The organism is Nocardioides kribbensis, from assembly GCF_015070375.1.
Classification (GTDB): Bacteria; Actinomycetota; Actinomycetes; order Propionibacteriales; family Nocardioidaceae; genus Nocardioides; species Nocardioides kribbensis.
In genome coordinates this window covers 74,110-99,129 of sequence record NZ_JADCLL010000001.1, presented here as the reverse complement: position 1 = coordinate 99,129, position 25,020 = coordinate 74,110, and the positions used below count along the sequence as shown (strand labels likewise).

Annotated in this window: 19 protein-coding genes, 1 pseudogene and 1 riboswitch; of the genes and pseudogenes, 8 read left to right on the top strand and 12 right to left on the bottom strand. The window is 74.6% G+C overall.

Annotated features, from left to right (window positions below):
- Positions 1-91: 91 nt before the first annotated feature.
- The 5 genes from pepN to IR170_RS00430 all read left to right on the top strand — a co-directional run bounded on the left by pepN (position 92) and on the right by IR170_RS00430 (position 9,274).
- Positions 92-2,629, top strand: coding sequence for an aminopeptidase N (pepN, locus tag IR170_RS00450; RefSeq protein ID WP_193660809.1), 2,538 nt, complete (start codon positions 92-94; stop codon positions 2,627-2,629).
- Positions 2,626-3,501 carry a formate dehydrogenase accessory sulfurtransferase FdhD gene (locus tag IR170_RS00445; RefSeq protein ID WP_193660808.1) on the top strand — a complete coding sequence of 292 codons (876 nt, stop codon included), beginning with the start codon at positions 2,626-2,628 and terminating at the stop codon, positions 3,499-3,501. The genes pepN and IR170_RS00445 overlap by 4 nt, the downstream gene beginning before the upstream one ends.
- A 141-nt stretch (positions 3,502-3,642) precedes the next feature.
- Positions 3,643-4,695: an NAD(P)-dependent alcohol dehydrogenase gene (locus IR170_RS00440; protein ID WP_193660807.1), complete on the top strand. Its 1,053-nt coding sequence runs from the start codon at positions 3,643-3,645 to the stop codon at positions 4,693-4,695.
- A 116-nt stretch (positions 4,696-4,811) separates the two neighbouring features.
- Complete coding sequence (locus IR170_RS00435) at positions 4,812-6,083, top strand: exonuclease SbcCD subunit D (protein WP_193660806.1); 1,272 nt, start codon at positions 4,812-4,814, stop codon at positions 6,081-6,083.
- The gene (locus tag IR170_RS00430) at positions 6,083-9,274 is read left to right on the top strand and encodes an AAA family ATPase (protein WP_193660805.1); all 3,192 of its coding nucleotides are present in this window, start codon (positions 6,083-6,085) and stop codon (positions 9,272-9,274) included. Before IR170_RS00435 ends, IR170_RS00430 begins: the two co-directional genes overlap by 1 nt.
- A gap of 102 nt (positions 9,275-9,376) precedes the next feature.
- On the opposite strand, the gene IR170_RS00425 is transcribed toward IR170_RS00430, so the two are convergent.
- On the bottom strand, positions 9,377-10,123 hold the full coding sequence (locus tag IR170_RS00425) for a sulfotransferase family protein (protein WP_193660804.1): 747 nt from the start codon (positions 10,121-10,123) through the stop codon (positions 9,377-9,379).
- Positions 10,124-10,180: 57 nt separating this feature from the next.
- Here IR170_RS00425 and IR170_RS00420 point away from each other — a divergent pair, with 57 nt between their 5' ends.
- Entirely contained in the window at positions 10,181-11,722 is a 1,542-nt protein-coding gene (locus tag IR170_RS00420) for a TldD/PmbA family protein (protein ID WP_193660803.1), read from the top strand.
- Positions 11,722-13,119 carry a metallopeptidase TldD-related protein gene (locus IR170_RS00415; protein WP_193660802.1) on the top strand — a complete coding sequence of 466 codons (1,398 nt, stop codon included), beginning with the start codon at positions 11,722-11,724 and terminating at the stop codon, positions 13,117-13,119. The genes IR170_RS00420 and IR170_RS00415 overlap by 1 nt, the downstream gene beginning before the upstream one ends.
- A gap of 10 nt (positions 13,120-13,129) precedes the next feature.
- On the opposite strand, the gene IR170_RS00410 is transcribed toward IR170_RS00415, so the two are convergent.
- Positions 13,130-14,698 (bottom strand): CYTH and CHAD domain-containing protein, encoded by a 1,569-nt coding sequence (locus tag IR170_RS00410; RefSeq protein ID WP_193660801.1) that lies wholly within the window; start codon positions 14,696-14,698, stop codon positions 13,130-13,132.
- 82 nt (positions 14,699-14,780) lie between these two features.
- On the opposite strand from IR170_RS00410, the gene IR170_RS00405 reads away from it, so the two are divergent.
- Entirely contained in the window at positions 14,781-15,515 is a 735-nt protein-coding gene (locus IR170_RS00405) for an Ig-like domain-containing protein (RefSeq protein ID WP_193660800.1), read from the top strand.
- Between the two features lie 101 nt (positions 15,516-15,616).
- Here IR170_RS00405 and gcvP read toward each other — a convergent pair whose 3' ends face one another.
- From gcvP to IR170_RS00355, 10 genes and pseudogenes are all read right to left on the bottom strand, one after another.
- Positions 15,617-18,505 (bottom strand): aminomethyl-transferring glycine dehydrogenase, encoded by a 2,889-nt coding sequence (gcvP, locus tag IR170_RS00400; protein ID WP_193660799.1) that lies wholly within the window; start codon positions 18,503-18,505, stop codon positions 15,617-15,619.
- A 74-nt stretch (positions 18,506-18,579) separates the two neighbouring features.
- Positions 18,580-18,680, bottom strand: a riboswitch (glycine riboswitch).
- A 94-nt stretch (positions 18,681-18,774) separates the two neighbouring features.
- Positions 18,775-19,344, bottom strand: a complete 570-nt coding sequence (locus tag IR170_RS00395) for a MerR family transcriptional regulator (protein ID WP_156697923.1) — start codon at positions 19,342-19,344, stop codon at positions 18,775-18,777.
- Between the two features lie 234 nt (positions 19,345-19,578).
- Positions 19,579-20,058 carry a bifunctional nuclease family protein gene (locus IR170_RS00390; protein WP_056864481.1) on the bottom strand — a complete coding sequence of 160 codons (480 nt, stop codon included), beginning with the start codon at positions 20,056-20,058 and terminating at the stop codon, positions 19,579-19,581.
- 44 nt (positions 20,059-20,102) lie between these two features.
- Positions 20,103-20,798: a transcriptional regulator FtsR gene (ftsR, locus tag IR170_RS00385; protein WP_056864701.1), complete on the bottom strand. Its 696-nt coding sequence runs from the start codon at positions 20,796-20,798 to the stop codon at positions 20,103-20,105.
- Positions 20,799-20,849: 51 nt separating this feature from the next.
- On the bottom strand, positions 20,850-21,380 hold the full coding sequence (locus tag IR170_RS00380) for an FHA domain-containing protein (protein WP_056864482.1): 531 nt from the start codon (positions 21,378-21,380) through the stop codon (positions 20,850-20,852).
- 158 nt (positions 21,381-21,538) lie between these two features.
- A complete protein-coding gene (gcvH, locus tag IR170_RS00375; RefSeq protein WP_056864483.1) occupies positions 21,539-21,925 on the bottom strand; it encodes a glycine cleavage system protein GcvH in 387 nt (128 codons plus the stop codon).
- A gap of 30 nt (positions 21,926-21,955) precedes the next feature.
- Positions 21,956-22,783 carry a DUF881 domain-containing protein gene (locus IR170_RS00370; RefSeq protein WP_193660798.1) on the bottom strand — a complete coding sequence of 276 codons (828 nt, stop codon included), beginning with the start codon at positions 22,781-22,783 and terminating at the stop codon, positions 21,956-21,958.
- Positions 22,776-23,108: a small basic family protein gene (locus tag IR170_RS00365; protein ID WP_056864484.1), complete on the bottom strand. Its 333-nt coding sequence runs from the start codon at positions 23,106-23,108 to the stop codon at positions 22,776-22,778. The genes IR170_RS00370 and IR170_RS00365 overlap by 8 nt, the downstream gene beginning before the upstream one ends.
- Positions 23,105-24,040, bottom strand: coding sequence for a DUF881 domain-containing protein (locus tag IR170_RS00360; RefSeq protein ID WP_193660797.1), 936 nt, complete (start codon positions 24,038-24,040; stop codon positions 23,105-23,107). The genes IR170_RS00365 and IR170_RS00360 overlap by 4 nt, the downstream gene beginning before the upstream one ends.
- A gap of 151 nt (positions 24,041-24,191) precedes the next feature.
- Positions 24,192-24,761: pseudogene (locus IR170_RS00355) on the bottom strand (CDP-alcohol phosphatidyltransferase family protein); the annotation flags it as partial.
- Between the last annotated feature and the right edge of the window lie 259 nt (positions 24,762-25,020).

The following is a 25,020-nucleotide window of genomic DNA, read 5'->3' as shown; positions in this document are numbered from 1 at the left end:
GCTTCTCACCCTTTTGGTTGCACGCCGGGCCGGGCAGGTTGGTGACCGTGGCCCGATCGTGACCGTGGGAGGCACGTCCTAGGGTGAGGGAGTGAGCTCCGCCGACACCCCGACCGCCCCGCCGTCCGACCCCACCGCCTCCGCCGAGGCCGCCGCCCCCGGTGGGCTCAAGCGCGCGGAGGCGGTCGCCCGCGCCGCGCTGCTCGACGTCGAGTCCTACGACCTGCGCCTCGACCTCGCCTCCGACACCGAGACCTTCGGCTCGGTCACCACCGTGAGGTTCACCTCTCGCGGCGGGACGACCTTCGTCGACCTGAAGCCGGCCTCGCTGCGCTCCGTGCACCTCGACGGGCACCCTGTCGACGTCGACCTCCTGCGACGCGGGCGGCTGCCCCTCGAGACCACCGAGGGTCCCCACGAGCTCGTCGTCGACGCGGTGATGGCCTTCCGCAACGACGGCGAGGGGCTGCACCGCTCGGTGGACCCCGCCGACGGGCGCCACTACGTCTACGGCATGTCCTTCATGGACGCCGCCCCGAGCGTCTTCGCCTGCTTCGACCAGCCCGACCTGAAGGCCCCCTACACGCTGCACGTCACCGCGCCCGAGGACTGGGTCGTGATCGGCAACGCCCCGGCCACCAACCCCGAGCCCGGCGTGTGGGAGCTGGAGGCGAGCCAGCCGCTGTCCACCTACTTCGTCACCCTGGTCGCCGGGCCCTACCACCTCGTGCGCGACCAGCACGACGGCATCCCCCTGGGCCTCAGCGCACGGGCCAGCCTGGCCGCCGACCTCGACGCCGACGCCGAGGAGCTGCTGACCATGACCAAGCAGTGCTTCGACGAGTTCCACCGTCTCTTCGGCATCCGCTACCCCTTCGGCGACTACCACCAGGCCTTCGTGCCGGAGTTCAACGCCGGTGCCATGGAGAACCCCGGCTGCGTCACCTTCCGCGACCAGCTCGTCTTCTCCAGCAAGGTGACCCGCGGCCAGCGCATCCAGCGTGCGACGACCGTGGCCCACGAGATGGCCCACCAGTGGTTCGGCAACATCACCACCCCGCTGTGGTGGGACGACCTGTGGCTCAACGAGTCCTTCGCCGAGTACATGGGCAACCGGGTCACCGCCGACGTCACCGAGTACACCGACGCCTGGGTCTACAACTCCTTCTCGCGCCGGCAGTGGGGCCTGCTGGCCGACCAGCGGCCCAGCACCCACCCGGTCGCCGGCAACGGCGAGGAGGACGCCACGGCGGCCCTGCAGAACTTCGACGGGATCTCCTACGCCAAGGGCTCCAGCATCCTCAAGCAGCTCAACGCCACGATGGGCGACGAGGTCTTCCTCGCCGGCGCGGTCGACCACTTCCGCAGCCACTTCTTCGGCAACGCGACCATGCACGACCTCTTCGCGAGCTGGGAGCGCGCCGGCGCCGGCGACCTCTCGGACTTCACCCGCGGCTGGCTGGTCACCGCGGGGCCCGACCGCATCGTGCTCGACCGCGCCGCCGGCGCGCTGGTGCGCACGCCGCCGCCGGGCAGCCCGGCCGACCGGTCGCACACCTTCCGCGTCGCGACCGCCCGCGCGACGGATCCGGCCGGCGGCACCGCCGGCACCGGCCCGTGGGCGCTGACCCGGGTCACCACCCGGGGCGGGCGCACGGCGTACGAGCCGGAGACGGGGGCCGCGGTGGTGCTCGACCCCTACGACGACACGTGGGCCGTCGTCGAGCCCGACGCCGCGACGCTGGCCCAGCTGCCCGCGCTGCTCCCCCGCACCGACGACGCGCTGCTGCGGGCCGGGGTCTGGAACGGCGTGCGCAGCGGCTACCACCACGCCGCGGTGGCGCCGGCCGCGGTGGTCGACCTCGTCGAGGCCTGGCTGCCGACCGAGGACAGCGACGCGGCCATCGCCTTCACCGTGCCGTGGCTGCTGCGCGACGTACTGCCGCTGACCACCGACGGCGACGACGCCGCGGCGCGGGTGCACGAGGCGGGGCTGGCCGGGGCGCTCGCCGCTCCCGCCGGCTCGACCCTCCAGCTCGCCGCCTTCCAGGCCGCCGCCGCCACGGCGCCCGCCGACCGCCTCGAGCACTGGATCGCCGGCGAGGGACTTCCCGACGGCGTCGAGGTCGACGACGAGCTGCGCTGGCGCCTGCTCGTGCGGCTCGCCGCGCTGGGCGCCACCGACCGGTCCGCCCTCGACCGCTGGCTGGCCCAGGAGCCCACCACCCGCACCCGCGTCGAGCACGCGAGGGCCGTCGCGTCGCTGCCCGAGGCCGCCGCCAAGGAGTTCGCCTGGGAGCGCTTCACCGGTGCCGTCCCCGCCACCAACTACGAGCTCGAGGCCGCCGGCCTCGGGCTGTGGCGCCCCGGTCAGGAGCACCTGACCGAGCCCTACGTCGACCGCTACCTCCAGGCGCTCCCCACCATCGCCGAGGTCCACCAGGGCTGGGTGCTCGGCCAGGTCGTCACCGCCTTCTTCCCCCTCACCTCGCTGCGCGACGAGACCGTCGCGGCGCTGCACGCCGCGGCCGACGCCCCGGGCCTCGACGCCACCGTGCGGCGCCGCGTCGTCGACGCCACCGACGACCTCGAGCACCGCCTGGCCGTCGCCCGGGCCTTCGGCGCATGAGCGGCGCAGCGCGCGGCCTTCCCGGTGCCCGCGCCCGGCGTCCCGGGCCCACCGTCCGCACGCGGGTCGAGGAGCACCGAGCCGGCCCTGACGGCGACGCGCCCGACGAGGTCCGCCGCCACGAGGACCGGCTGGTCACCGAGGAGCCGCTCGAGATCCGGCTCGCCTGGCCCGGCGCCGAGGCCCACCGGGCCTGGGTGACGATGCGGACCCCCGGTCACGACTTCGAGCTCGCGGCGGGGTGGGCCGTGCACGAGGGACTGCCCGGGCCCGCCGGCATCGCGGGCATCGCCTACTGCACCGACGTCGACCTCGCGCCGGAGCAGGAGTTCAACGTCGTGACCCTCACCCTGGCCGAGCCCCCGGCCCGGCCGCCGGGCCACCGCCACGACGCCCTCTCGGCCGGGTCCTCGGCCTGCGGCGTCTGCGGCGCCGACAGCGTCTCGGCGGTGCTGGACATCGCGCGCGGCGCACGCTGGGAGGGCGCCACGCCGACCGCCGACGTCGTGCGCCGTCTGCCCGACCTGCTGCGCGAGCGGCAGCCGGTCTTCGCCCGCACCGGCGGCATCCACGCCGCCGGGCTCTTCACCGCCGACGGTGAGGCGGTCCTGGTGCGCGAGGACGTCGGTCGCCACAACGCCGTCGACAAGGTCAGCGGCGCCCGGGCGATGGCCGGGGAGCGACCCGGTGGCGCCTGCCTGGTGGTGAGCGGACGTGCCGGCTTCGAGCTGGTGCAGAAGGCGGTCACCGCCGGCTTCGGCTCCCTGGTCTCGGTCGGTGCCCCGACCAGCCTGTCGGCGCAGCTGGCCGCGCAGAGCGGCCTGGAGCTGTGGGGCTTCACCTCGCCGCGGCGTACCGTGCGCTACGTCTGAGCGCGGTCACCGGCGGCCCTCGGCGCATTGTGACGTTGCCCGCTCCGACGGTGTCTGACCCAAGGGGGTGGGCGGATCTCGGCCCGCGCCTGCCTAGCGTGGAGTCGTCCCTCATCCGCGACACCAGAGGAGCACGACCCCATGAGCACCACCGCCACCCTGTCCGTGCCGACCCCGAGCGCTGCGTTCGAGACCAGCACCGTGGAGCGCCGCGCCGTCGGTGAGCACGACGTGCTGATCGACATCGCCTACAGCGGCATCTGCCACTCCGACATCCACCAGGCCCGCAACGAGTGGGCCGAGGGCATCTTCCCGATGGTCCCGGGCCACGAGATCGCCGGCACCGTGGCCGAGGTCGGCCCGGGCGTCACCAAGTACGCCGTGGGCGACCGCGTCGGCGTCGGCTGCTTCGTCGACTCCTGCCGCGAGTGCGAGAACTGCCGCGCCGGTGAGGAGCAGTACTGCCTCAAGGGCGAGGTGCCGACCTACAACGGCAAGGACTACGACGGCGTCGAGACCTACGGCGGCTACAGCAAGCAGATCGTGGTCCACGAGGACTACACCCTCGGCATCCCCGAGGGCATCGAGCTCGACGTGGCCGCTCCCCTGCTGTGCGCCGGCATCACCACCTACTCCCCCCTGCACCACTGGGGCGCCGGGCCGGGCAAGAAGGTCGCCATCGTCGGCATGGGCGGCCTGGGCCACCTCGGTGTGAAGATCGCCGCGGCCATGGGCGCCGAGGTCACCGTGCTCAGCCAGTCGCTGAAGAAGGAGGAGGACGGCCGCCGTCTCGGCGCCGACCACTACGCCGCGACCTCCGACCCCGAGACCTTCGAGTCCCTCGCCGGCACCTTCGACCTGATCGTCAACACCGTGGCCGCGACGCTGCCGGTCGACAAGTACCTCTCGCTGCTGCGCCTCGACGGCGCGATGGTCAACGTCGGCATCCCCGCCGACGCCGACACCTACCACGCCTTCTCGCTGGCCGGCATGCGCCGCAGCCTGGCCGGCTCCAAGATCGGCGGCATCCGCGAGACCCAGGAGATGCTCGACTTCTGCGCCGAGCACGGCATCGGCGCCGAGGTCGAGGTGCTGGCCCCCGAGCCGGCCGTGATCGACGAGGCCTACGAGCGCGTCGTGGGCAGCGACGTCCGCTACCGCTTCGTCATCGACATGGCGGCCCTCAAGGGCTGACGGGCGACCTCCCCGCGCCGCCTCCGTGGCGGCGACCGCGCGGCCCCGGGACCCCGTCCCGGGGCCGCGCGGCGTGGGTCCCCCGCAGTGTCGGCGGCCCCTCGTAGGTTCTTCCCATGCGCATCCTGCACACCTCCGACTGGCACCTGGGCCGGTCGTTCCACCGCGAGGGGATGCTGACCCACCAGGCGGCCTACGTCGACCACCTGCTGGAGGTCGTCGAGGCCGAGCGGGTCGACCTCGTGGTGCTGGCCGGAGACGTCTACGACCGTGCGCTGCCCCAGGTCGACGCTGTCCGCCTCGCCGACGAGGCGCTCTCCCGGCTGGCCGCGTCGCGGGCCCGGGTGGTCGTCACCAGCGGCAACCACGACTCCGCGCAGCGGCTCGGCTTCAGCGCGCGGCTCATCGACGCCGCCGGCGTGCACCTGCGCACCGACCCCGCCACCGTCGGGCGCCCCGTGGTGCTGGAGGACGAGCACGGCCCGGTGGCCGTCCACGGCCTCCCCTACCTCGACCCCGACGCCGTGCGCGAGCCGTGGGGCCTGACCTCCCGCTCCCACCAGGCGGCCCTCACCGAGGCCGTGCGCCGCGTGCGCGCCGACCTGGCCGGTCGTCCCGGCACCCGCTCGGTCGTGCTCGCCCACGCCTTCGTCGCCGGCGCCGAGCCCAGCGACTCCGAGCGCGACATCAGCGTCGGCGGCGTCTCGCTGGTGCCCACCTCGGTCTTCGACGGGGTCGACTACACCGCGCTCGGGCACCTGCACGGCCGTCACACCCTCACCGACGCGGTCCGCTACAGCGGATCGCCCTTGGCGTACTCCTTCTCCGAGGCCACCCACCGCAAGGGGTCCTGGCTGGTCGACCTCGGCGCACCCGCGGCGCCCGGCGAGGGCACGGCGAGGCTGTCGGCGCAGTTCGTCGACGCCCCGGTCCCCCGCCCGCTCGCCCGACTGCGGGGCGAGCTGGAGACCCTGCTGGGCGACCCGCGACTCGCCGAGCACGAGCAGTCCTGGGTGCAGGTCACCCTCACCGACGCGGGCCGGCCCGCGCAGGCCATGGAGCGGCTGCGGCGCCGCTTCCCCCACACCCTCGTCCTGGGCTTCGACAGCACCCCCGTCACGGTCGGAGCGGTGCCGTCCAGCCGCACCCAGGGGCGCAGCGACCACGACATCGCGCTGGAGTTCATGACCGCGATGAGGGGCGAGGAGGCCTCCCCGGCCGAGCGGGCGCTGCTGCGGCGCGCCGTCGACGCCTGCTGCGACGACCCCGACCTCGATCCGGTGCGGCGCCCCGGCGACCACGGCTCCGACCAGGAGTCCGACCACCGGCCCGACCCGGAGATGCTGCTGGCCGCCTCCGCCGCCGCCGCCGACGGGCGGCTCTTCTGATGCGGCTGCACCACCTCGAGGTCACCGCCTTCGGCCCCTTCGCCGACACCGTCTCCGTCGACTTCGACGAGCTCTCGGCCGCGGGCCTCTTCCTGCTGACCGGCCCGACCGGCGCCGGCAAGACGAGCGTGCTCGACGCCGTGTGCTTCGCGCTCTACGGCGACGTGCCCGGCGACCGCAACGCCGCGCGCCGGCTGCGCTCCGACCACGCCGCCGAGGGCGTGGCGCCCCGCGTCGAGCTGGAGGCCACGCTCTCCGGACGCCGCTTCCGGATCAGCCGCTCCCCGCAGTGGGAGCGGCCCAAGCGGCGCGGCACCGGCATGACCACGCAGCAGGCCAGTGTCGTCATCGCCGAGCGGGTCGGCGGGCAGTGGACGACGCTGTCGACCCGGCTCGACGAGACCGGCCAGCTGGTGACCGGCCTGGTCGGCATGAACGTCGCCCAGTTCACCCAGGTCGCCATGCTCCCGCAGGGCCGCTTCCAGGCCTTCCTCCGCGCCCGCTCCGAGGAGCGCCACCGACTCCTGCAGCAGCTCTTCCGCACCGGACGCTTCGAGGACGTCGAGCGCTGGCTGCGCGAGCACCGCACCGCGCTGCGCCGCGACTCCGAGTCGCGCCGCGAGGGCGTCGCCGACCTGGTCAGTCGGGTCAGCGAGGCCGCCGACGCCGCGCTTCCGGGCCTCGCCCCTGGAGCCGCCGATGCAGACGCCACGCCTGACGCCCCGCCTGACGCCGCGCCCGACGCCCCGCCCGACGCCCCGCCCGGCGCAGCCGCGGGCGCCGTCACCGGGGCCGGCGCCGCCAGGACCGTCGACACGACCGTCGACACGGTGCCGGGCCTCGACCTGCTGGCGGCCGACGGCACCCTGCTGGCGTGGGGTCGCGACCTGCGCGCGCTGGCGACCTCGTCGCTGGCGGCGACCACCGAGGCCGTGGCCGCGGCCGCGCTCGACGAGCGTGAGACCCGCGAGGCGCTCGAGCGTGCCCGGCTCGCGGCCGAGCGGGACCGTCGCCGCCGCGCCGCCGAGTCCGAGCACCGCCGACTGGTCGCCGAGGAGCCGGCGCAGCAGCGACGCAGGGTGCGGCTCGCCGAGGCCCGGCGGGCCGCGGTCGTCGCGCCCCTCCACCGCTGGGCGGAGGAGAGCGCCCTGGCGGCGGACGCCGCCGAGCGGCGGGCAGCGGCGGCCCTCGGTGCCCTGTCCGGCGGCGACCGGCGCGGGCTGTCCGACGGCCCGTCCACCGGTCCGTCCGCCGACGACCTGGCGCAGCGCGAGGCCGCGGCGGTCGCCGCTGCGGCACGGGTCACCGCGCTGGTGCCGCGCGAGGAGCGCCTCGTCGCGGCGCTCCGCCTCGAGCAGCGGACCGGTGCCGCGCTGGAGCGTCTGCGAGCCGACCTCGCCCGTGACGCCGAGGAGGCCGCAGCGCTCCCGGCCCTCCTGGGCGCGGCACGCGAGCGTCTCGACGCGGCACGCACCGCCGCTGCCCTTCTCGGCGTCGTCCGGGCCGACCTCGACCAGACCAGCGCACGGCTCGAGGCCGCCCTCGAGGCCACCCGCCTGGAGACGTCGGTCGCGCAGGCCCACGAGGTGTGGCTGGAGGCCCGCGAGACCACCGGCCAGGCCCACGAGCACCTCCTCTCCGTGCGCGAGGCCCGCATCGAGGCCATGGCCGCCGAGCTCGCCGGCGCCCTGGCCGTCGGCGGCTGCTGCCCCGTCTGCGGCTCCGCCGAGCACCCGGCCAAGGCCGTCGCCGCCCCCGGCTCGGCCGATGCGGCGGCGGAGAAGGAGGCACAGCGCGCGCTCGACGACGCCAAGGCCGACGAGCACGTGCGCGAGTCGCACCTGCGCGACCTGAGGACGCGCCACGCCCTCGCCCTCGAGCGGTCGGGCGGGGAGACCCTCGAGGCGCTCGAGACCCGCGTCGCCGCGTTGCGCGAGCAGGCCACGACTGCCTCGGCGGCCGCAGCGGAAGTCGAGTCCCTCCAGACCGAGGAGCGTCGACTCGAGCAGCGGCGTGGCGACCTCGCCGACCGCCTCCAGACGGCGCACGCCGCGGTGGCCGACCACGAGGCCACGGCCCGCGCAGTGACCGCCGAGATCGCCGAGATCCGCTCCGAGATCGCCGCCGTGCTCGAGCGCGTCGGTCGCCGCGACCAGGGCGACGGCAGCGACGACGACGACGGCGAGCCCCGCGACCTGGGCTCGTTGCTTGCCTCGTTGCGCGGCGAGGCCGAGCGCCTCCGCGAGGCTCGGACGGCGCTGGAGGACCTCGGACGGGCGCGCGTCGCCGCCGCCGACGCCCGGACGCGTCTGGCCGAGACCGCGGCCGAGGCCGGTTTCGCCGACCCGGGCGCCGCCCTGGCGGCGGTGCTGGAGGAGCCCGAGGTGCAGCGGCTGGCCGAGGACGTCGACGCCCACGACCGGGCGCTGACCCGGGTCGAGGACGAGCTGCGCGACGTGGGTCCCCGCGACGGCGCCGACACCAACCCCGCCGCCGCGCAGCGCGCCTGGGAGGCCGCGGAGGCCGGGCTCCAGTCGGCGCGCGCGGTGGCCGCCACCTGGACCACGCGCTGCGGTCGGCTCACCGATCTGGTGCGAGAGCTGGAGCGTGCCCTCGAGCAGTGGGCCCCGGTGCGCGAGCGGCTGGAGCTGGCGACAGGCCTGTCCACGTTCGTCGAGGGCAAGGCCGCCGACAACGCCCTGCAGATGCGGCTCTCCGCCTACGTCCTCGCCTACCGGCTCTCCCAGGTGGTGGCCGCGGCCAACGAGCGGCTGGCCCGGATGTCCGACGCCCGCTACGCCCTGGAGCACTCCGGGCGCCGCGGCGCCGGTGAGACCCGCGGCGGGCTCAGCCTGCTCGTGCGCGACGACTGGTCCGGGGAGTCGCGCGACCCCGCGACACTGTCGGGCGGGGAGACCTTCGTGGTCTCCCTGGCCCTGGCCCTGGGCCTGGCCGACGTGATCACACAGGAGACCGGCGGCGCCGACCTCGACACCCTCTTCGTCGACGAGGGCTTCGGGTCGCTCGACGCCGACACCCTCGACGACGTCATGGACGTGCTCGACTCGCTGCGCGACGGAGGACGCGTCGTGGGCGTCGTGAGCCACGTCGGCGAGATGCGCGACCGCATCACGGCCCGCCTCCAGGTCAGCAAGGGGCGGTCGGGGTCGACGCTGGCCGTCAGCCGCTGACCGATCCGTCGCGGCCGTGGCGACGGTCGCGACCGACCTGACCGGGGCGGCCGCCCCGGTCGCCGGCGGCCCGGCGCGACCCCGGGACGGCGCGTCCCCGGCTCAGAGCATCTGGGTCCACGCGCTGAGGTCGAGGCCCCAGTCGTCACGCAGCCGAGGCAGCTGCGGGCCGTACATCACCCGCAGCGAGTCGCTCAGCCCCTCGGGCCAGTCCCACTCGACCCGGCTCGAGGAGGTCGACTCGCGCTCGACCTGCGCCAGCGGCACGGGCTCCACGCCGAGCGCCCGCCACACCGCGTCGACGGCGGGCTGGGGGTCGCGTCGCACCTGCTCGTAGACCATCACCGTGAGTCGCTCGCGCCCGATCGCGGCGGCCCAGGTGTCGAGCTGGTCGGCGTAGAAGCCGCTGAAGGTCTGCATCGTGATCTGCAGCGGGTAGGGCCACGACTTGCCGCGCGTGCCGGCCCACCGCATGGCGCTGCGGAAGCGCTCGATGGGGTCGCGCAGCAGCACCAGCACCGGCACCTCCGGGGCGAGGTGGGCCGCGGCGTAGGCCGGCAGCGAGGCGTGGCGCAGGTACTGCGGGGTGAACTCACCACGGCGCAGGCCGTCGGCGGGGAAGAGGTCGGCGTACTCCTGGGCCGGCACCAGGCCGTCGGCGACGCGGTGGAAGAGCTGCTGCTCCTTCTTGCCGTTGGTGCCGAGACCCACCTCGGGATGCTGGGTCAGCAGCTCGGTGAACCAGGTGGTGCCCGAGCGCTGGGCACCCAGCCCGAGCCAGGCGGGGCCGGTCGGCGGCGCGGGGCGGCGACGACCGGGCAGCCAGCGGGAGACGGGGCGCGGTTCCATGGCGCTCACCCTACTGACGGGCGGCGCCCACGGGCCGCGTCGGCTAGGTTCGGCGCCATGAGTGCCGCGCGACCCGACCAGGCCAGGCTCGACCCGACGTTCCTGGCGCTGCCCTTCCGGTCGCTGGGCGAGACCGCCCTCGCGCGGGCCGCCGAGCTGGGGGCCACGCACGCCGACTTCCGCTTCGAGCGGGTGCGCTACCAGTCGCTCGCGGTGCGCGACGGGGTGCTCCAGGACGCCAGCGACAGCGAGGACCTCGGCTTCGCCGTGCGGGTGGTGCACCGCGGGTCCTGGGGCTTCGCCTCCGGCGTGGTGCTGACCCCCGAGGAGGCCCGCCGCGTGGCGGAGACCGCGGTCGGGGTGGCCGAGGTCGCCGCGAGCATGACCGCGGAGCCGGTGGTGCTGGCGCCCGAGCCGGTGCACGACGACGTCACCTGGGTCTCCTCCTACGTCGTCAACCCGCTCGACGTGCCGGTGGCCGACAAGGCTGCGCTGCTCGTCGGCTGGACCGACCGGCTGCGCCGCTCCCCCGCCGTCGAGCACGCCTCCGCGCACCTGGCCCAGGTGCAGGAGAACAAGTACTACGCCGACCTCGCCGGCACCCGCACCACCCAGCAGCGGGTCAGGATGATGCCCGGCTTCGAGGCCATGGGCTCCTCGGCCGACGCGTTCGACTCGATGGCCAGCATCGCCCCGCCGGTGGGCCGCGGCTGGGAGTACTGCACCGAGGGCCCGTGGGACGGCGGCTGGGACTGGGACTCCGAGCTCGCCGAGGTGCCCGAGCTGCTGGCCGAGAAGCTCGCCGCGCCGGGCGTCGAGCCCGGCGTGCACGACCTGGTCGTCCACCCCTCCAACCTCTGGCTCACCATCCACGAGTCCATCGGCCACGCCACCGAGCTCGACCGTGCGCTGGGCTACGAGGCCAACTACGCCGGCACCTCCTTCGCCACCCCCGACCTGCTGGGCACGCTGCGCTACGGCTCCCCGGTCATGCACGTCACCGGCGACCGCACCGTCGAGCACGGCCTGGCCACCACCGGGTGGGACGACGAGGGGGTGGAGACCCAGGAGTGGGACATCGTGCGCGACGGGGTGCTCGTCGGCTACCAGCTCGACCGGCCGATGGGGCCGATGCTGCCCGAGCTCAACGGTGGACGCTCCAACGGGTGCGCCTACGCCGACTCCCCCGGGCACATCCCCGTCCAGCGCATGGCCAACGTGTCGCTGCAGCCCGACCCCGAGGGGCCGACGACCGAGGAGCTGATCGGTCGCGTCGAGCGCGGCCTCTACGTCGTCGGCGACAAGTCGTGGTCGATCGACATGCAGCGGTTCAACTTCCAGTTCACCGGCCAGCGCTTCTACCGCATCGTCGACGGCGAGCTCGCAGGTCAGGTCCGCGACGCGGCCTACCAGGCCACGACGACCGACTTCTGGGGGTCGATGGAGGCCGTCGGCGGCCCCGACACCTGGGTGCTCGGCGGCGCCTTCAACTGCGGCAAGGCCCAGCCCGGACAGGTCGCGGCCGTGAGCCACGGCTGCCCCACCGCGCTCTTCCGGGGCGTGCGCATCCTCAACACCACCGACGAGGCGGGTCACTGATGTCGAGCACCTCCCCCACTCCCCAGCAGCTCGTCGAGCACGCCCTGGCCCTGTCGGAGGCCGACGACTGCGTCGTGGTCGTCACCGACGCGACCAGCGCCAACCTGCGCTGGGCCACCAACACGCTGACGACCAACGGCGTCATGCACCGCATCTCGGCCACCGTGGTGTCCTTCGCCCGCACCGCCGACGGCGTGGCCGCCGCCCCCGTCTCGGGCAGCGCCGGATCGCTGGAGCAGGTGGCGGCGCTCGTGACCGCCGCCGACGCCGCCGCCCGGCTGGCCTCGCCCGCCGAGGACGCCGCCGACCTGGTCCCCGAGCGGGTGTCCCCCGACTGGGACGAGGCGCCCGTGCCGACCGACATCGGTGTCTACCGGCTCTTCGCCCCGGCGCTCGGGGAGGCCTTCGGGCGAGCGCGTGCCGAGGACCGCCTGCTCTACGGGTTCGTCAACCACGAGATGACCACCACCTACCTCGGCTCGTCGACCGGGCTCCGGCTGCGCCACGTGCAGCCGACCGGGCACTACGGCTGCACCGGCAAGCCGACCGACCTCTCGCAGAGCGCCTGGGTCGGCGGCGCCACCCGCGACTTCACCGAGGTCGACGCCCTGGAGATGGACGCGACCCTCGCGCGCCGTCTGGCCTGGGGCGCACGGCGCGTCGACCTCCCCGCCGGGCGCTACGACACGATCCTGCCCCCCGGCTCGGTGGCCGACCTCATGATCGACGCCTACTGGTCGGCCGGTGCACGCGTCGCCCACGAGGGCCAGTCGGTCTACAGCCGCCGCGGCGGCGGCACCCGGATCGGCGAGCAGGTGGCCGCGCGGGGCGTGCGGCTGTTCTCCGACCCGGCCCACCCCTCGCTGCCGTGCTCCCCCTTCGAGGTGGCGACCTCCTCGGGCAACGAGTCGTCGGTCTTCGACAACGGCCTGCCGCTGGGACGCACCGACTGGATCCGCGACGGGGAGCTGGTATCGCTGCTCCAGACGCGTCACTCCGCGGCCATGACCGGGCAGCCGGTCACCCCGGGCATCGACAACCTGGTGCTGGAGGTCGACGGCGCGACCGGCAGCGTCGAGGACCTCGTCGCCGGCACCGAGCGCGGCCTGCTGCTGACGTGTCTGTGGTACATCCGCGAGGTCGACGCCCAGTCGCTGCTGCTCACCGGGCTGACCCGCGACGGCGTCTACCTCGTCGAGGGCGGCGAGATCACCGGGGTGGTCAACAACTTCCGCTTCAACGAGAGCCCGGTGGACCTGCTCGGCCGCTTCAGCCACGCCTCCGCGACCGTGCCCAGCTTCAGCCGGGAGTGGGGCGACGACTACTTCAGCCGCACCGCCACCCCGGCCCTGCGCGTGCCCGACTTCAACATGTCCAGCGTCTCCCAGGCCCTGTGACCGCTCGCGCTCAGGCCAGCGCGCGCGCCTGCTTGCGCAGCCGTGAGCGCGTGCGCGGCCAGGCGTCGAGGAAGGCCGTCTCGAGCTCCTCGGCCCGCGCCTGCTCGCGGGCGTGCAGCACGCCGTAGGTGAACGCGCTCTCCCCCGCCGCCGTGGCGGCGCGTGCGAGGTCGAGCAGGTGCCGCCGGGTGATCTCGGTGTCCTGACGCTCGCCGAGCCGCTGCGTGATCGCCTTGGCGGTCCTCGTCAGTCGCCTGGCCCGCTTGCCCCACGCCGGCTCGAGCACCTCGGCGGCGTAGCGCAGTCGCTTCGCGGCCTTGCGGGCGTCGTGCCAGGCCTCCTCCACCTCGCGGCGCACCTCGACGCCCGCGGGGTCGTCGTCGGACCGCGCCAGCCGGTCGAGACCGTCCACGACGCGCTCGACCGCCTTCTCCACCCGGGCGACGTCGCGGTCGACCCGCGGCACCGCGACCTTCCGGGCGGGCAGCTCGGCCCCCTCGGCCAGGGGCGGGCGCGCCGCCAGCTCCTGCAGCACCGGCCACAGCGCCCGGCAGCGCGGCGAGTCGAGCACCGCGACGACGTCGGCGCGGCGGCTGGCCCCGTAGGTGGAGCGCAGCCGGCTGCGCACCGGGCCGACGACCTGCTCGGCCGGCAGGTCGACCACCCGCTGGCGCAGCAGGTCGTGGACCACCTCCGCGTCGCGCGCGCCGCCGAGCTCGCCGGCCAGCCACCGCAGCTCCGCGCGCACCGGCTCGGTGACCTCGCGGTCCAGCAGCGGGCGGTAGGTCGCGAGCGCCGACCGGATCCGGCGGCACGCCACCCGCGCCTGGTGCACGCCCCGGGCGCCGCCACGGCGGATCTCGGTCTCGCGGCGCAGCAGCTCCTCGACCTGCTGCTGCAGGCGGAGCTCGACCAGCCGTCCGGCGGGCTTCCCCCGGCCGGGGCGTCCCGGCGCCGTGGCGGCACGGGCGAGGGCCTCGCCGAGCACCACCTCGATCTTGCGCGACACCGCCGCGACCTCGACGCCCAGCTCGGCGAGGTGCTCGTCGGCCGCCTCGAGGAGGTCGGTGCCGGCCGTGACCAGCTCCAGCTCCCACTCCCGCCACACCGTCACCGCCCCGGGTGACGTCTCGCCGGCCAGGCCCGGGCCGGGCGATCCCGTGACCTCGTCGTCGACCAGCTCGGCCAGCACCGCACCGTCGGCGTCGAGCAGCTCCTGGGTCGTACGCCGGGTCAGCACGGTGGCCACGACCACGAGCGGCTCCTCGCCCACGCGCGCCGCCACGAGCGCCCGCAGCTGCTGCGGCGGCGTCGTGCCCGTCGTGAGGGGGCGCCGCAGCTCGTCGCGGCCCTCGCCCACCGGCAGCTTGAGGTGCCAGCCCGCGTCGGTCCCGCCCGTGCGCCGGCGCAGCGAGATGCCCGCCCGCACCAGGCGCAGGTCGGGGGTGTCGACGTAGGCGGCCTCGAGGTCGGTGACGACGGGCGGCCCCACCTGCGCCACCCCGGGCAGCTCGGTCAGGTCGGGCACCGGGGCCTGCGGCGGAGGGCTGTAGGTGCGCTCGATCTCGTGGTGGGCCATGTGCCAGGTCTACCGCACGCGTGGGTGCTCCAGGGCCTACAGTTCCAGCGGCCGCTCATCGGGAGCGGCCGGGAAAGGAACCATGAGGACCACCCAGGGCCGCCGTCGCGCGGCCGTCGTCTCCACCCTCGCCGGCCTGCTCGGCGCCACCCTCCTCGGCCCGGCGGTCGCGCCCGCCCAGGCCCGCGACGTCGCGGCTCCCCTCGCAGCCGACGACACGGCATCGGTGTACTTCGGTCAGACCGTGTCGGTCCCGGTGCTGCGCAACGACGTCGACCCGCAGGGCGAGAGCTTGGCGGTGTGTCGCGCCAGCGAGGCGGTGGGCGCGCTGAACGGGCTCGACGTCGACACCTCCGTCGTCGACGGCCGCCTGGTCGTCTCCGTCTACGGCGGGTTCGACGGCCGCCCCGTCGACGTCACGCTGACCTACCAGGCCTGCAACAGCGAGAGGCTCAGCGCCCCGGCCACGGTCACCCTCACCGTGCAGGACCCTGAGCGCCTGGTGGTCGAGAAGCTGGACCGTCCGGGACGGGTGCGCTTCACCAACCCCAACGACCTGCGCGTCGTGGTCCTCTACGGCGACCCCCGCCGAGCGCGTCCCGAGGGCCGGCTGCGCCTCGGGGCCGGTGAGTCGGGCGTCGTGCGCACCCGCGCGACGCGACTGCACTACGTCGCGCTCTCGCCGCGCCAGTTCCTCCTCGTCGACCAGGGCCTGGTGCGCGGCATCGAGCAGCGCACGACAGCGAGCGGGCCCACCGGCCCCGACGGCGAGATGGTCCCCCAGCGTGCGCAGCGGCTGTGGAGCGCCACCCGCTGAGCCGAACCACTGGTCCACGGCACGAGGCCCGGACCCCCGCGGGGGTCCGGGCCTCGTGCCGTCCTCGGAGCGTCCTCACGGCCCGCACGCGCGGGCGGGGCTCACTCGGCGAAGGCCTCCAGCGGCGGGCAGGAGCACTGCAGGTTGCGGTCGCCGTAGGCCTGGTCGATCCGGCCCACCGGCGGCCAGTACTTGTCGGCGGCGGTGTGCGCCCCGGCCGGGAAGACCGCCAGCTCGCGGGAGTAGGGACGGTCCCACTCCCCACCCAGCACCCGGGCGGTGTGGGGCGCCCCGCGCAGCGGCGACTCCTCGGGCGTCCACTCCCCCGCGGCGACGCGGTCGATCTCGCCGCGGATGGCGATCATCGCGTCGCAGAAGCGGTCGATCTCGGCGAGGTCCTCGGACTCGGTGGGCTCGACCATGAGGGTGCCGGCGACCGGGAACGACATGGTCGGGGCGTGGAAGCCATAGTCGACCAGCCGCTTGGCCACGTCGTCGACGGTGACGCCGGTGTCCTTGGTGAGCCCGCGCACGTCGAGGATGCACTCGTGGGCGACCAGGTCGCCGTGACCGCGGTAGAGCACCGGGAAGTGCTCGCCGAGCCGCGCGGCGACGTAGTTGGCCGACAGCACCGCCGAGGCGGTGGCCCGGGTCAGGCCCTCGGGACCCATCATCCGCACGTAGGCCCACGAGATCGGCAGGATCCCCGCCGAGCCGTACGGCGCGGCGCTGATGGGTCCGATCCCCTCGCGCTTGGCCGCCTCGGGGTGCATCGCGTGGGAGGGCAGGTACGGCGCGAGGTGCGCGCGCACGCCCACCGGACCGACGCCGGGCCCGCCGCCGCCGTGGGGGATGCAGAAGGTCTTGTGCAGGTTGAGGTGCGAGACGTCGCCGCCGAACTCGCCCGGCTTGGCGTAGCCCAGGAGCGCGTTGAGGTTGGCGCCGTCGACGTAGACCTGTCCGCCGTGGGCGTGCACGATCTCGCAGAGCTCGCCGATGGTGTCCTCGTAGGCGCCGTGGGTCGAGGGGTAGGTGACCATGATCGCCGCGAGGTCCTCGGCGTGCTCCGCGCAGGCCGCGCGCAGGTCGTCGAGGTCGACACCGCCGTCGTCGGCGGCCTTGACCACGACCACCTTCATGCCGGCCATCACCGCGGAGGCGGCGTTGGTGCCGTGGGCCGAGCTCGGGATCAGGCACACGTCGCGCACCGGCGCGCCCTCGGCGGCGCGGGCGCGGTGGTAGCCGCGGATGGCCAGCAGCCCGGCCAGCTCGCCCTGCGAGCCGGCGTTGGGCTGGATGGAGACGCGGTCGTAGCCGGTGACCTCGGCCAGCCAGCCCTCGAGCTGCTCGACCATGCGGCGGTAGCCCTCGGCGTCCTCGGCGGGCGCGAACGGGTGCAGGTCGGCGAAGCCGGGCAGCGAGACCGGCTCCATCTCGGTGGTCGCGTTCAGCTTCATGGTGCACGAGCCGAGCGGGATCATGCCGCGGTCGAGCGCGTAGTCGCGCGCGGAGAGCCGGCGCAGGTAGCGCAGCATCTGGGTCTCGCTGCGGTGGGTGCGGAACACCTCGTGGGTGAGGTAGTCGCTCGTGCGGCGCAGCGCCTCGGGCAGGGCGTCGCCCGTGGTGGCGTCGAGCGCGTCGAGGTCGGCGCTGACGCCGAAGGCGTCGAGCACGCGGTCGATCGTGGCGCGGGTGGTGCACTCGGAGGTCGACACGCCCACGGTGTCCTCGTCGACCAGGCGCAGCTGCAGGCCGAGCTCGCGGGCGGCGTGCACCACCTGGGCGGCGCGGCCGGGCGCCGCCACGGTGAGGGTGTCGAAGAAGTCGGCGGTGAGCACGTCGACGCCGCCCTCGGCCAGCGCGCGGGCGAGGACCGCGGCGTAGCGGTGGGTGCGGGTCGCGATCGCCCGCAGGCCGTCGGGGCCGTGGTAGACGGCGTACATCGAGGCCACCACGGCCAGCAGCACCTGGGCGGTGCAGATGTTGGAGGTGGCCTTGTCGCGACGGATGTGCTGCTCACGGGTCTGCAGCGCCAGGCGGTAGGCCGGGCGGCCCTCCGCGTCGACCGACACCCCGACGAGGCGACCGGGCAGGTGGCGCTCGAGTCCGGGTGCCACCGACATGTAGCCGGCGTGGGGGCCGCCGTAGAACAGCGGCACACCGAAGCGCTGGGAGGACCCGACGACCACGTCGGCGCCCATCGAGCCCGGCGACTCCAGCACGGTGAGCGCCAGCAGGTCGGCGGCGACGACGGCCAGGCCGCCACGGGCGTGCACGGCCTCGACGAGCGGGCGCGGGTCGCGCACGCGCCCCGACGCGCCGGGGTACTGCACCAGGACGCCGGAGACCGGCTCCTCGCCACCGGGCAGGCCGTGGTCGAGGTCGGCGACGACCACCTCGATGCCCATCGCCTCGGCGCGGGTGCGCACCACGTCGACGGTCTGCGGCAGCGCGTCGGCGTCGACCACGAACGGCCCCGAGGCCTTGCGGTTGCCCCGGCGCACCAGGGTCATCGCCTCGGCCGCCGCGGTGCCCTCGTCGAGGAGGCTGGCGTTGGCGGTGGGCAGGCCGGTCAGGTCGCCGATGACGGTCTGGAAGTTGAGCAGCGCCTCGAGGCGGCCCTGGGAGATCTCGGGCTGGTAGGGCGTGTAGGCGGTGTACCAGCTGGGGTCCTCCAGCACGTTGCGCCGGATGACGGCCGGGGTCAGCGTGGCGTGGTAGCCCAGGCCGATCATCGACTCCCCCGGGCGGTTGGCACCGGCCAGCTCGCGCAGCTCGCGCGCGGCGACGTCCTCACTCACCGCGGTCGGCAGGTCGAGCGACTCCGGGGTGCGGATGCCCCCCGGCACGGCGGCGTCCATGAGGGCGCCGAGCGAGTCGAAGCCGAGCCGCTCGAGCATCGTGGTGACGTCGGCGGGGCTCAGGCCGATGTGACGGTCGACGAACGGCAGGGCCGCGTCGAGCTCGGCGAGGGTGGGGTGGTCTGACACGTGGCGGCTCCTCGGGGCGTGGTCGTCCGGGTGCCTCCCCCTCTGTCGGGGCGTCGTCGCGCCTCCAGAGTTGCCTCGACCGCGCGGTCCGGGTGCCTGAGAGGTTCCGGGGAGGAATTGCCCCTTCGGCGCCCCGGGCCGGCCAGCGACCCGGAGACTCTCCCGCGCGGGATAGTCAGCGTCGCCACTCTAGCCCCGGCCCCCGCCCGAGCACGACATCGGCCCGCCGCCCCGGGTGGGGCGACGGGCCGTCGTACGTCGGGTCCGCGTCAGCCGATCTTGCGCGCGGCGCGGCGCGCGGCGAGCTCGTCGGAGGCCGACGGGGCCTCCGCGGCGTCGTCGCCGGTGCGCTCGCTGGGCAGCTCGGCGAGCGTGCCCTCGATCTCGCGCCACACACCGCCGATGGCGATGCCGAAGACGCCCTGGCCGCCCTGGAGCAGGTCGATGACCTCGTCGTTGCTCGTGCACTCGTAGACCGAGGCGCCGTCGCTCATCAGCGTGACGCGCGTCAGGTCGTCGGTGCCGCGCTCGCGCAGGTGCTGCACCGCGGTGCGGATCTGCTGCAGCGAGATGCCGGCGTCGAGCAGCCGCTTGATGACCTTGAGGATCAGGATGTCGCGGAAGGAGTAGAGCCGCTGGGAGCCCGAGCCCTTCGCGCCGCGCACGGTGGGCTCGACCAGGCCGGTGCGGGCCCAGTAGTCGAGCTGGCGGTAGGTGATGCCGGCGGCGTTGCAGGCCGTGGGGCCGCGGTAGCCGGTGTCGCTGGGCAGGGGCGAGACGTCGTCGGTGAAGAGCAGGCCCTGCTCCTCGGCGGCCTCGACGGCCACCTCGGCGGCCATTGCCGCCTGGGCGTCGACGCCCTTGCTCGTGTCGTGCTCGTTCACACGGTCCTCCGTGGGTCTACTCCGTTAGCGCGTAACACCGGGGAAGGTGGTGAGCTGCGGAGCAACGACACCGGTGGAGTTACAACAGAGACAGTTCAAGGTAGGCCCGCCGCGTGGGCCCGTCAAAGACCTCGGGCCCGCGTGTCCTCAACCCTCATCCTCTGCTTGAGGGTGAGGGTCTGGCCGGTCCTACGTCGGCTCCTGGCCCGCCTCGAAGTCCTCGGGGGTGACGTGGTCGAGGAACTCGCGGAACTTCTCCACCTCGTCCTCCTGCTCGGCCGGCACGGCCAGGCCCGCCTCGTCGAGGACCTCCTCGGCGCAGACGATGCGGGTGCCGGTGCGCAGGGCCAGCGCGATGGAGTCGGAGGGCCGGGCACTGACCTCCGCGCCGCTGCCGAGCACCAGGGTGGCGAAGAAGACGCCGTCCTTGACGTCGGTGATGCGCACCTCGGTCAGCTCGTCGCCGGTGGCCTCCAGCACGTCCTTGAGCAGGTCGTGGGTCAGCGGTCGGGGCGGCACGACCCCCTGCTGGGCGAAGGCGATGGCCGTGGCCTCGACCGCCCCGATCCAGATGGGGAGGTACCGCTCCCCCGTGATCTCGCGCAGCAGCACGATCGGCTGGTTCGAGGGCATCTCGACCCGGACTCCCATGACATCGACTTCGCGCACGTCCTCACCCTACTCCGGGGTGGTGGGCGCCGCCGACGGCCCGGTCAGCGCGACAGGCCGGCCTTGACCAGGGTGGCGTGCAGGCGCACCGAGAGCGCGGCGATCTCGCTGGCGGCGTGCTCGGCCCGGGCCGAGGCCGCGGCGTCGCGACCGCGCTGCAGCGGCGCGACGACCTGCTCGACCAGGCCCACCTCGCGGTCCGCGGCGGTCTTGAAGGCGCGCAGGTGCCGCGGCTCGAAGCCGAAGTCGGCCAGCTCGCGCGCCGTGCGGGCGAGCACGAGGGCGTCGGTGTCGTAGAGGCCCGTGCCCGTGCGCGCCACGATCAGCCCGAACTGCTCGAGCTGGCCCAGCAGCTCCTCGGAGATCTCGGCGACCTTCAGCAGCTCGCGCCGCGACAGCCGCAGGTTGTCCTGGCGGCGGAAGGACTCGGGGCTGGGCAGGCCGTCGGGGGCCAGCGCGACCGTGGGCACCGTCGGCACCACGGTGTCGATCGGCGGCGGCTCCAGGCCGCGGTCGATCGCGTCGAGGTGCTCGCCGATCACCTTCAGCGGGAGGTAGTGGTCGCGCTGCATCCGCAGCACGTAGCGCAGTCGCTCGACGTCGTCGTGGGAGAACTTCCGGTAGCCCGCGGGCGTGCGCTCGGGCTTGATGAGCCCCTTGTCCTCGAGGAATCGGATCTTGGGGATCGTGACGCTCGGGAAGTCGGCGCGCAGCCGCTCGAGGACCTCCCCGATGTTCATCCGCGCCCGGTGCCCCCCGCTGGGTGCCGGGCTGCCGGTGGAGGCCACGCGTCAGCTGCCCTCGTGACCGGAGAAGAACACCAGGCGGTACTTGCCGATCTGCACCTCGTCGCCGTCCTTGAGCAGCACGTGGTCGATGCGGTCGCGGTTGACGTAGGTGCCGTTGAGGCTGCCGACGTCGCTCACGGTGAAGGACGCGCCCTCGCGGTTGAACTCCGCGTGCTTGCGCGACACCGTCACGTCGTCGAGGAAGATCTCGCTCTCGGGGTGGCGCCCGGCGTAGACGACGTCGCTGTCGAGCAGGAAGCGGCTGCCCGAGCCCGGGCCGCGCTGGACCACGAGCAGGGCGTGACCGGTCGGCAGGGCGTCGACGGCGGCGGCGTCGACGGGGTTGAGCTGCCGGTCGGAGGTCTCGACCTTGGCGTCGCCCAGACCGATCTGGATCGTCGCGGTGGACTCCCCGAGCGGCTCGGCGGAGGCCGGGGCGGGCACGTCGGCCGGCGTCACCAGACGCGTGCCGCACTGGGAGCAGAACCGTGCGTCGTCGGGGTTCTGCCGACCGCAGGCTGTGCAGAAAGGCATCTCTTCTCCTCCAGCTGCTGGGCTGTGGTCGAGCGGGTGGGGCGCGGGGTCGGACGGACACCCGAACCCTCAAGGCTGGCCTGAGGGTGAGTGTCGGCCCGAACCTACCAGCAGGCCGAGCCCGGCCGCTCCCGCTCCACGTGCCCGGTGGGGGCCGCTCAGCCCTCGAGGGTGCCGGTGTAGGCGGTGGCGTCCATGAGGGCGTCGAGCTGGGCGGGGTCGCTGGGCACGACCTCGAAGAGCCAGCCACCGGAGTAGGGGTCGTTGTTGACCAGCTCGGGGGTCGCGTCGAGCTGCTCGTTGCGCGCGACCACCTCGCCGGTCACCGGCGCGTAGATGTCGCTGACCGACTTCGTCGACTCCAGCTCGCCGCACGTCGTGCCGGCCTCCAGGGTGTCGCCCACCTCGGGCAGCGAGACGTAGACGATGTCGCCGAGGGCGTCCTGGGCGAAGTGGGTGATGCCGATGCGGACGGAGCCGTCGTGCTCACCGGGCTGGCGCAGCCACTCGTGCTCGGCGGTGTACAGCAGGTCGTCGGGGTACACGGTCTCTCCTCCGGTCGGGGTCACGGAAGGCTACTGCCCGTCCGCGGGGGCGGCGTACTCAGGCTGGGTGCTCTCGGCGACGCTCTCGATGTCGAGGGAGGTCAGCTCGGTGACCTCGACCTCGATCCCCGACTCCTCGAGCTGGAGCCGGGGGCCGGAGAAGAAGTCGACGGCGCCCGACAGCGTGGCCGGCGCGCCGATGACGTCGAGCACGTAGGGCGCCTCCAGGAGCTCCCCGTCGACCACGATGCCCCCGGTCGCGTCGGCGAACGAGCTCTGCGCGACCAGCCGGACCCGTCCGTTGAGCTGCATCGCCTCGGCGTCGGCCGTGCGGAGGTCCTGGACCATCGCGACCAGGGCCTGCGCACCGACCGTCCCGGTGACCTCGCTGAGGGTGATCCGCACGCCCGGCCCGGTCACGGGGACGGTGCCGGCCAGGATGCTCAGGGTGTCGGCCTCGCTGCGCGCCTGCGCCAGCGCCGCGGCCTCCGCGGAGGTGTCGGAGGCGAGGTCGTCGCGGGTCCGCTCGAGCCGGGTGATCTCCGACTGCGCCCGTTGCGAGGCGCCCGCGAGGCCGCTGAGCACGTCGATGAGGTCCTGCTCCCGGTAGCCCGCGAACGAGTCGTCGACCTCGTTGCTGCGCACCTGGGTCACGCCGGCGAAGCCCACGAGGGCCAGCAGCACCGCCACGACGGCCTGGCCGCGCGTGGGCTTGAGCAGCGCGCGCACGAGACGGTCGCGGCCCGGCTCGGCCGGCCGCTGTCGCGCGGGCCGCTGCGCGGTCGGGGGCGCCTGCGGCTCCTCCGGCGGTCGCGGGGCCCGCGGCTGCCCCGGGGCCTGCGGCGTGGGCTCAGGCATGGAAGAGGTGGCGGCGGATCGCCGCGACGTTGGAGAAGATCCGGATGCCGAGGACCACGATCACACCCGTGGACAGCTGTCCCCCGACCCCGAGCTTGTCGCCGAGGTAGACGATCGCGGCGGCGATGACGACGTTGGAGACGAAGGAGACCACGAAGACCTTGTCGTCGAAGATCCCGTCGAGGTAGGCCCGCAGGCCCCCGAAGACGGCGTCGAGCGCGGCGACCACCGCGATGGGCAGGTAGGGCTCCAGCGACAGGGGCACGTCGGGCTGGAAGGCGAGGCCGAGCACGATGCCGACCAGCAGTCCGAGCGCTGCGATCACGACACGTTCTCCTCTCCCCTGGGTGGGCCGGGCGGGGTCACGACGAGCTCCTCGACGCTGCGCAGGGGGCGGGGACGCGCGGCCGGGAGGGTCATCGAGGAGACATTCTGCCTCTCGACGCCGAAGCCGTACTGGGCGGCCACCTGCGCGAAGAGCGCGCCCGACGCGGTCTCGGCCAGATCGGCCTGCAGCGTGCGGCTGTCACCGATGGCGGAGACGACGTAAGGCGGGCGCAGGTCACGTCCCTCGATGGCCACCGTCGTGCCCGACAGCAGGATCGACGACAGCACGGTCAGCCGGTTGCCGTTGATCGACACCGCCTCGGCGCCCGCCTGCCACAGGCCGTTGACCAGCAGGCGCAGGTCGCGGTCCTCCACCAGCACCCCGCCGGTCGCGGGGTCGGACACCGTGATGCGGACGCCCTCGCCCTCGACCGCTCCGTAGCCGGTGCGAGCGGCCAGACGGCGCTCGCGCGCCTCCTCCGTGACCCGGTCGGCGCGCAGCGCGGCCGTGGTCGCCTCGGCGGCCGCGATCCGGTCGCCGAGGCGGCTGATGCGCTCCTGCTGGTCGGCGATGCCGGCCCGCGCCGTGAGCACCTGGTCGATGAGCGTGCTGCGGCCGGCCTGGTCGACGTCGGCGTTGCGCGAGGTCTGCAGGGCCGCGGTGGCCACCATGATCCCGAAGACCGCGACCACCACCGCCGCCGTGCGGTGGCCTCCGCCCCGGCGCGTCGGCGGAGTCTCGGGCTCCGCGCCGAGCGAGGCGGCGCGACGCTGCTCGGCGCGACGCTCCGCGACGTGGAGGTAGTCCTCGTCGAGCGACTGCTGGGTGATGAGCGTCAGCAACGGCATCGTGACCCGGGCCGGGAGCTGCTCGGGGCGCCGCGGCTCCTCCGGGGTCGTCGGGGCCGGGGGACGCTCCCGGCTAGCCACCGCTCACCCGGTCCGACTCGGCAGTGGTCCCGGGCGTCGTCCCGGGCGTCGTCCCGGAGGAGGCCCCGGTCGTGGCTGCCCCGGCCGTGCCCGTGCTCCGCGGACCGGGGGCTCGAGCCGGTCGCGGCCGACGACGCGGACGCGGCTCCGTGGTGGCGAGCAGCCGCCGGACCTGCCAGGCGTAGAGGACGCCGGCCCACCAGTAGAGACCGATGCCCCAGACCGCGAAGGCCCAGCCGAAGACCTCGGCCAGCGTCGCCACGGTGCCGTCCCCGTCGCCGAGCAGCAGCAGCGGGAAGGCGTAGAGCAGGTTGAACGTGGCGGCCTTGCCCAGGAAGTGCACGGGCAGCGCGCTGTAGCCCCGGGTGCGCAGCAGCGGCACCAGGCCCCACATGAGCGCGTCGCGCAGCGGCAGCGAGACCGCCATCCACCACGGGATGACGTCGCGCAGGGCCAGCCCGACCACGACGGCGAGGATGTAGAGCCGGTCGGCCACGGGGTCGAGCACCTGCCCCAGCACCGAGGTCTGGCCCAGGCGGCGGGCGAGCCACCCGTCGAGCCAGTCGGTCACGCCGGAGACCATGAGCAGGGCGAGGGCCCAGCCGTCGGCCTCGGGGCCGAGCACCAGCCACAGGAACACCGGCACCCCTGCCAGGCGCACGGCGCTCAGCAGGTTGGGGACCGTCCACACGCCGTGGTCGGGCGTCGGGGCGTCGGACACTGCGGCCTGCTCTTCTCCGTGACGGACGGGCACCCGGGCGGGGCCCGGAGACCGGCTCGGTGCACGTGAGCCGGCGGCCTCACCATAGCCGTCGCGCGCCGCCCCCCGACCGCGACGCCCCGCGACCGACTCCGCCGGGAGGCGGGTCCGGCCGGCCCCGATCGGCGCAGCGGTCTAGCCCGATGTGACCAGGCCGGTCGGCCCACGCGGGGGCGGCCCGGGCCGGGCGGCCCGCACTAGCCTGGGCGAGCGCCGCCCG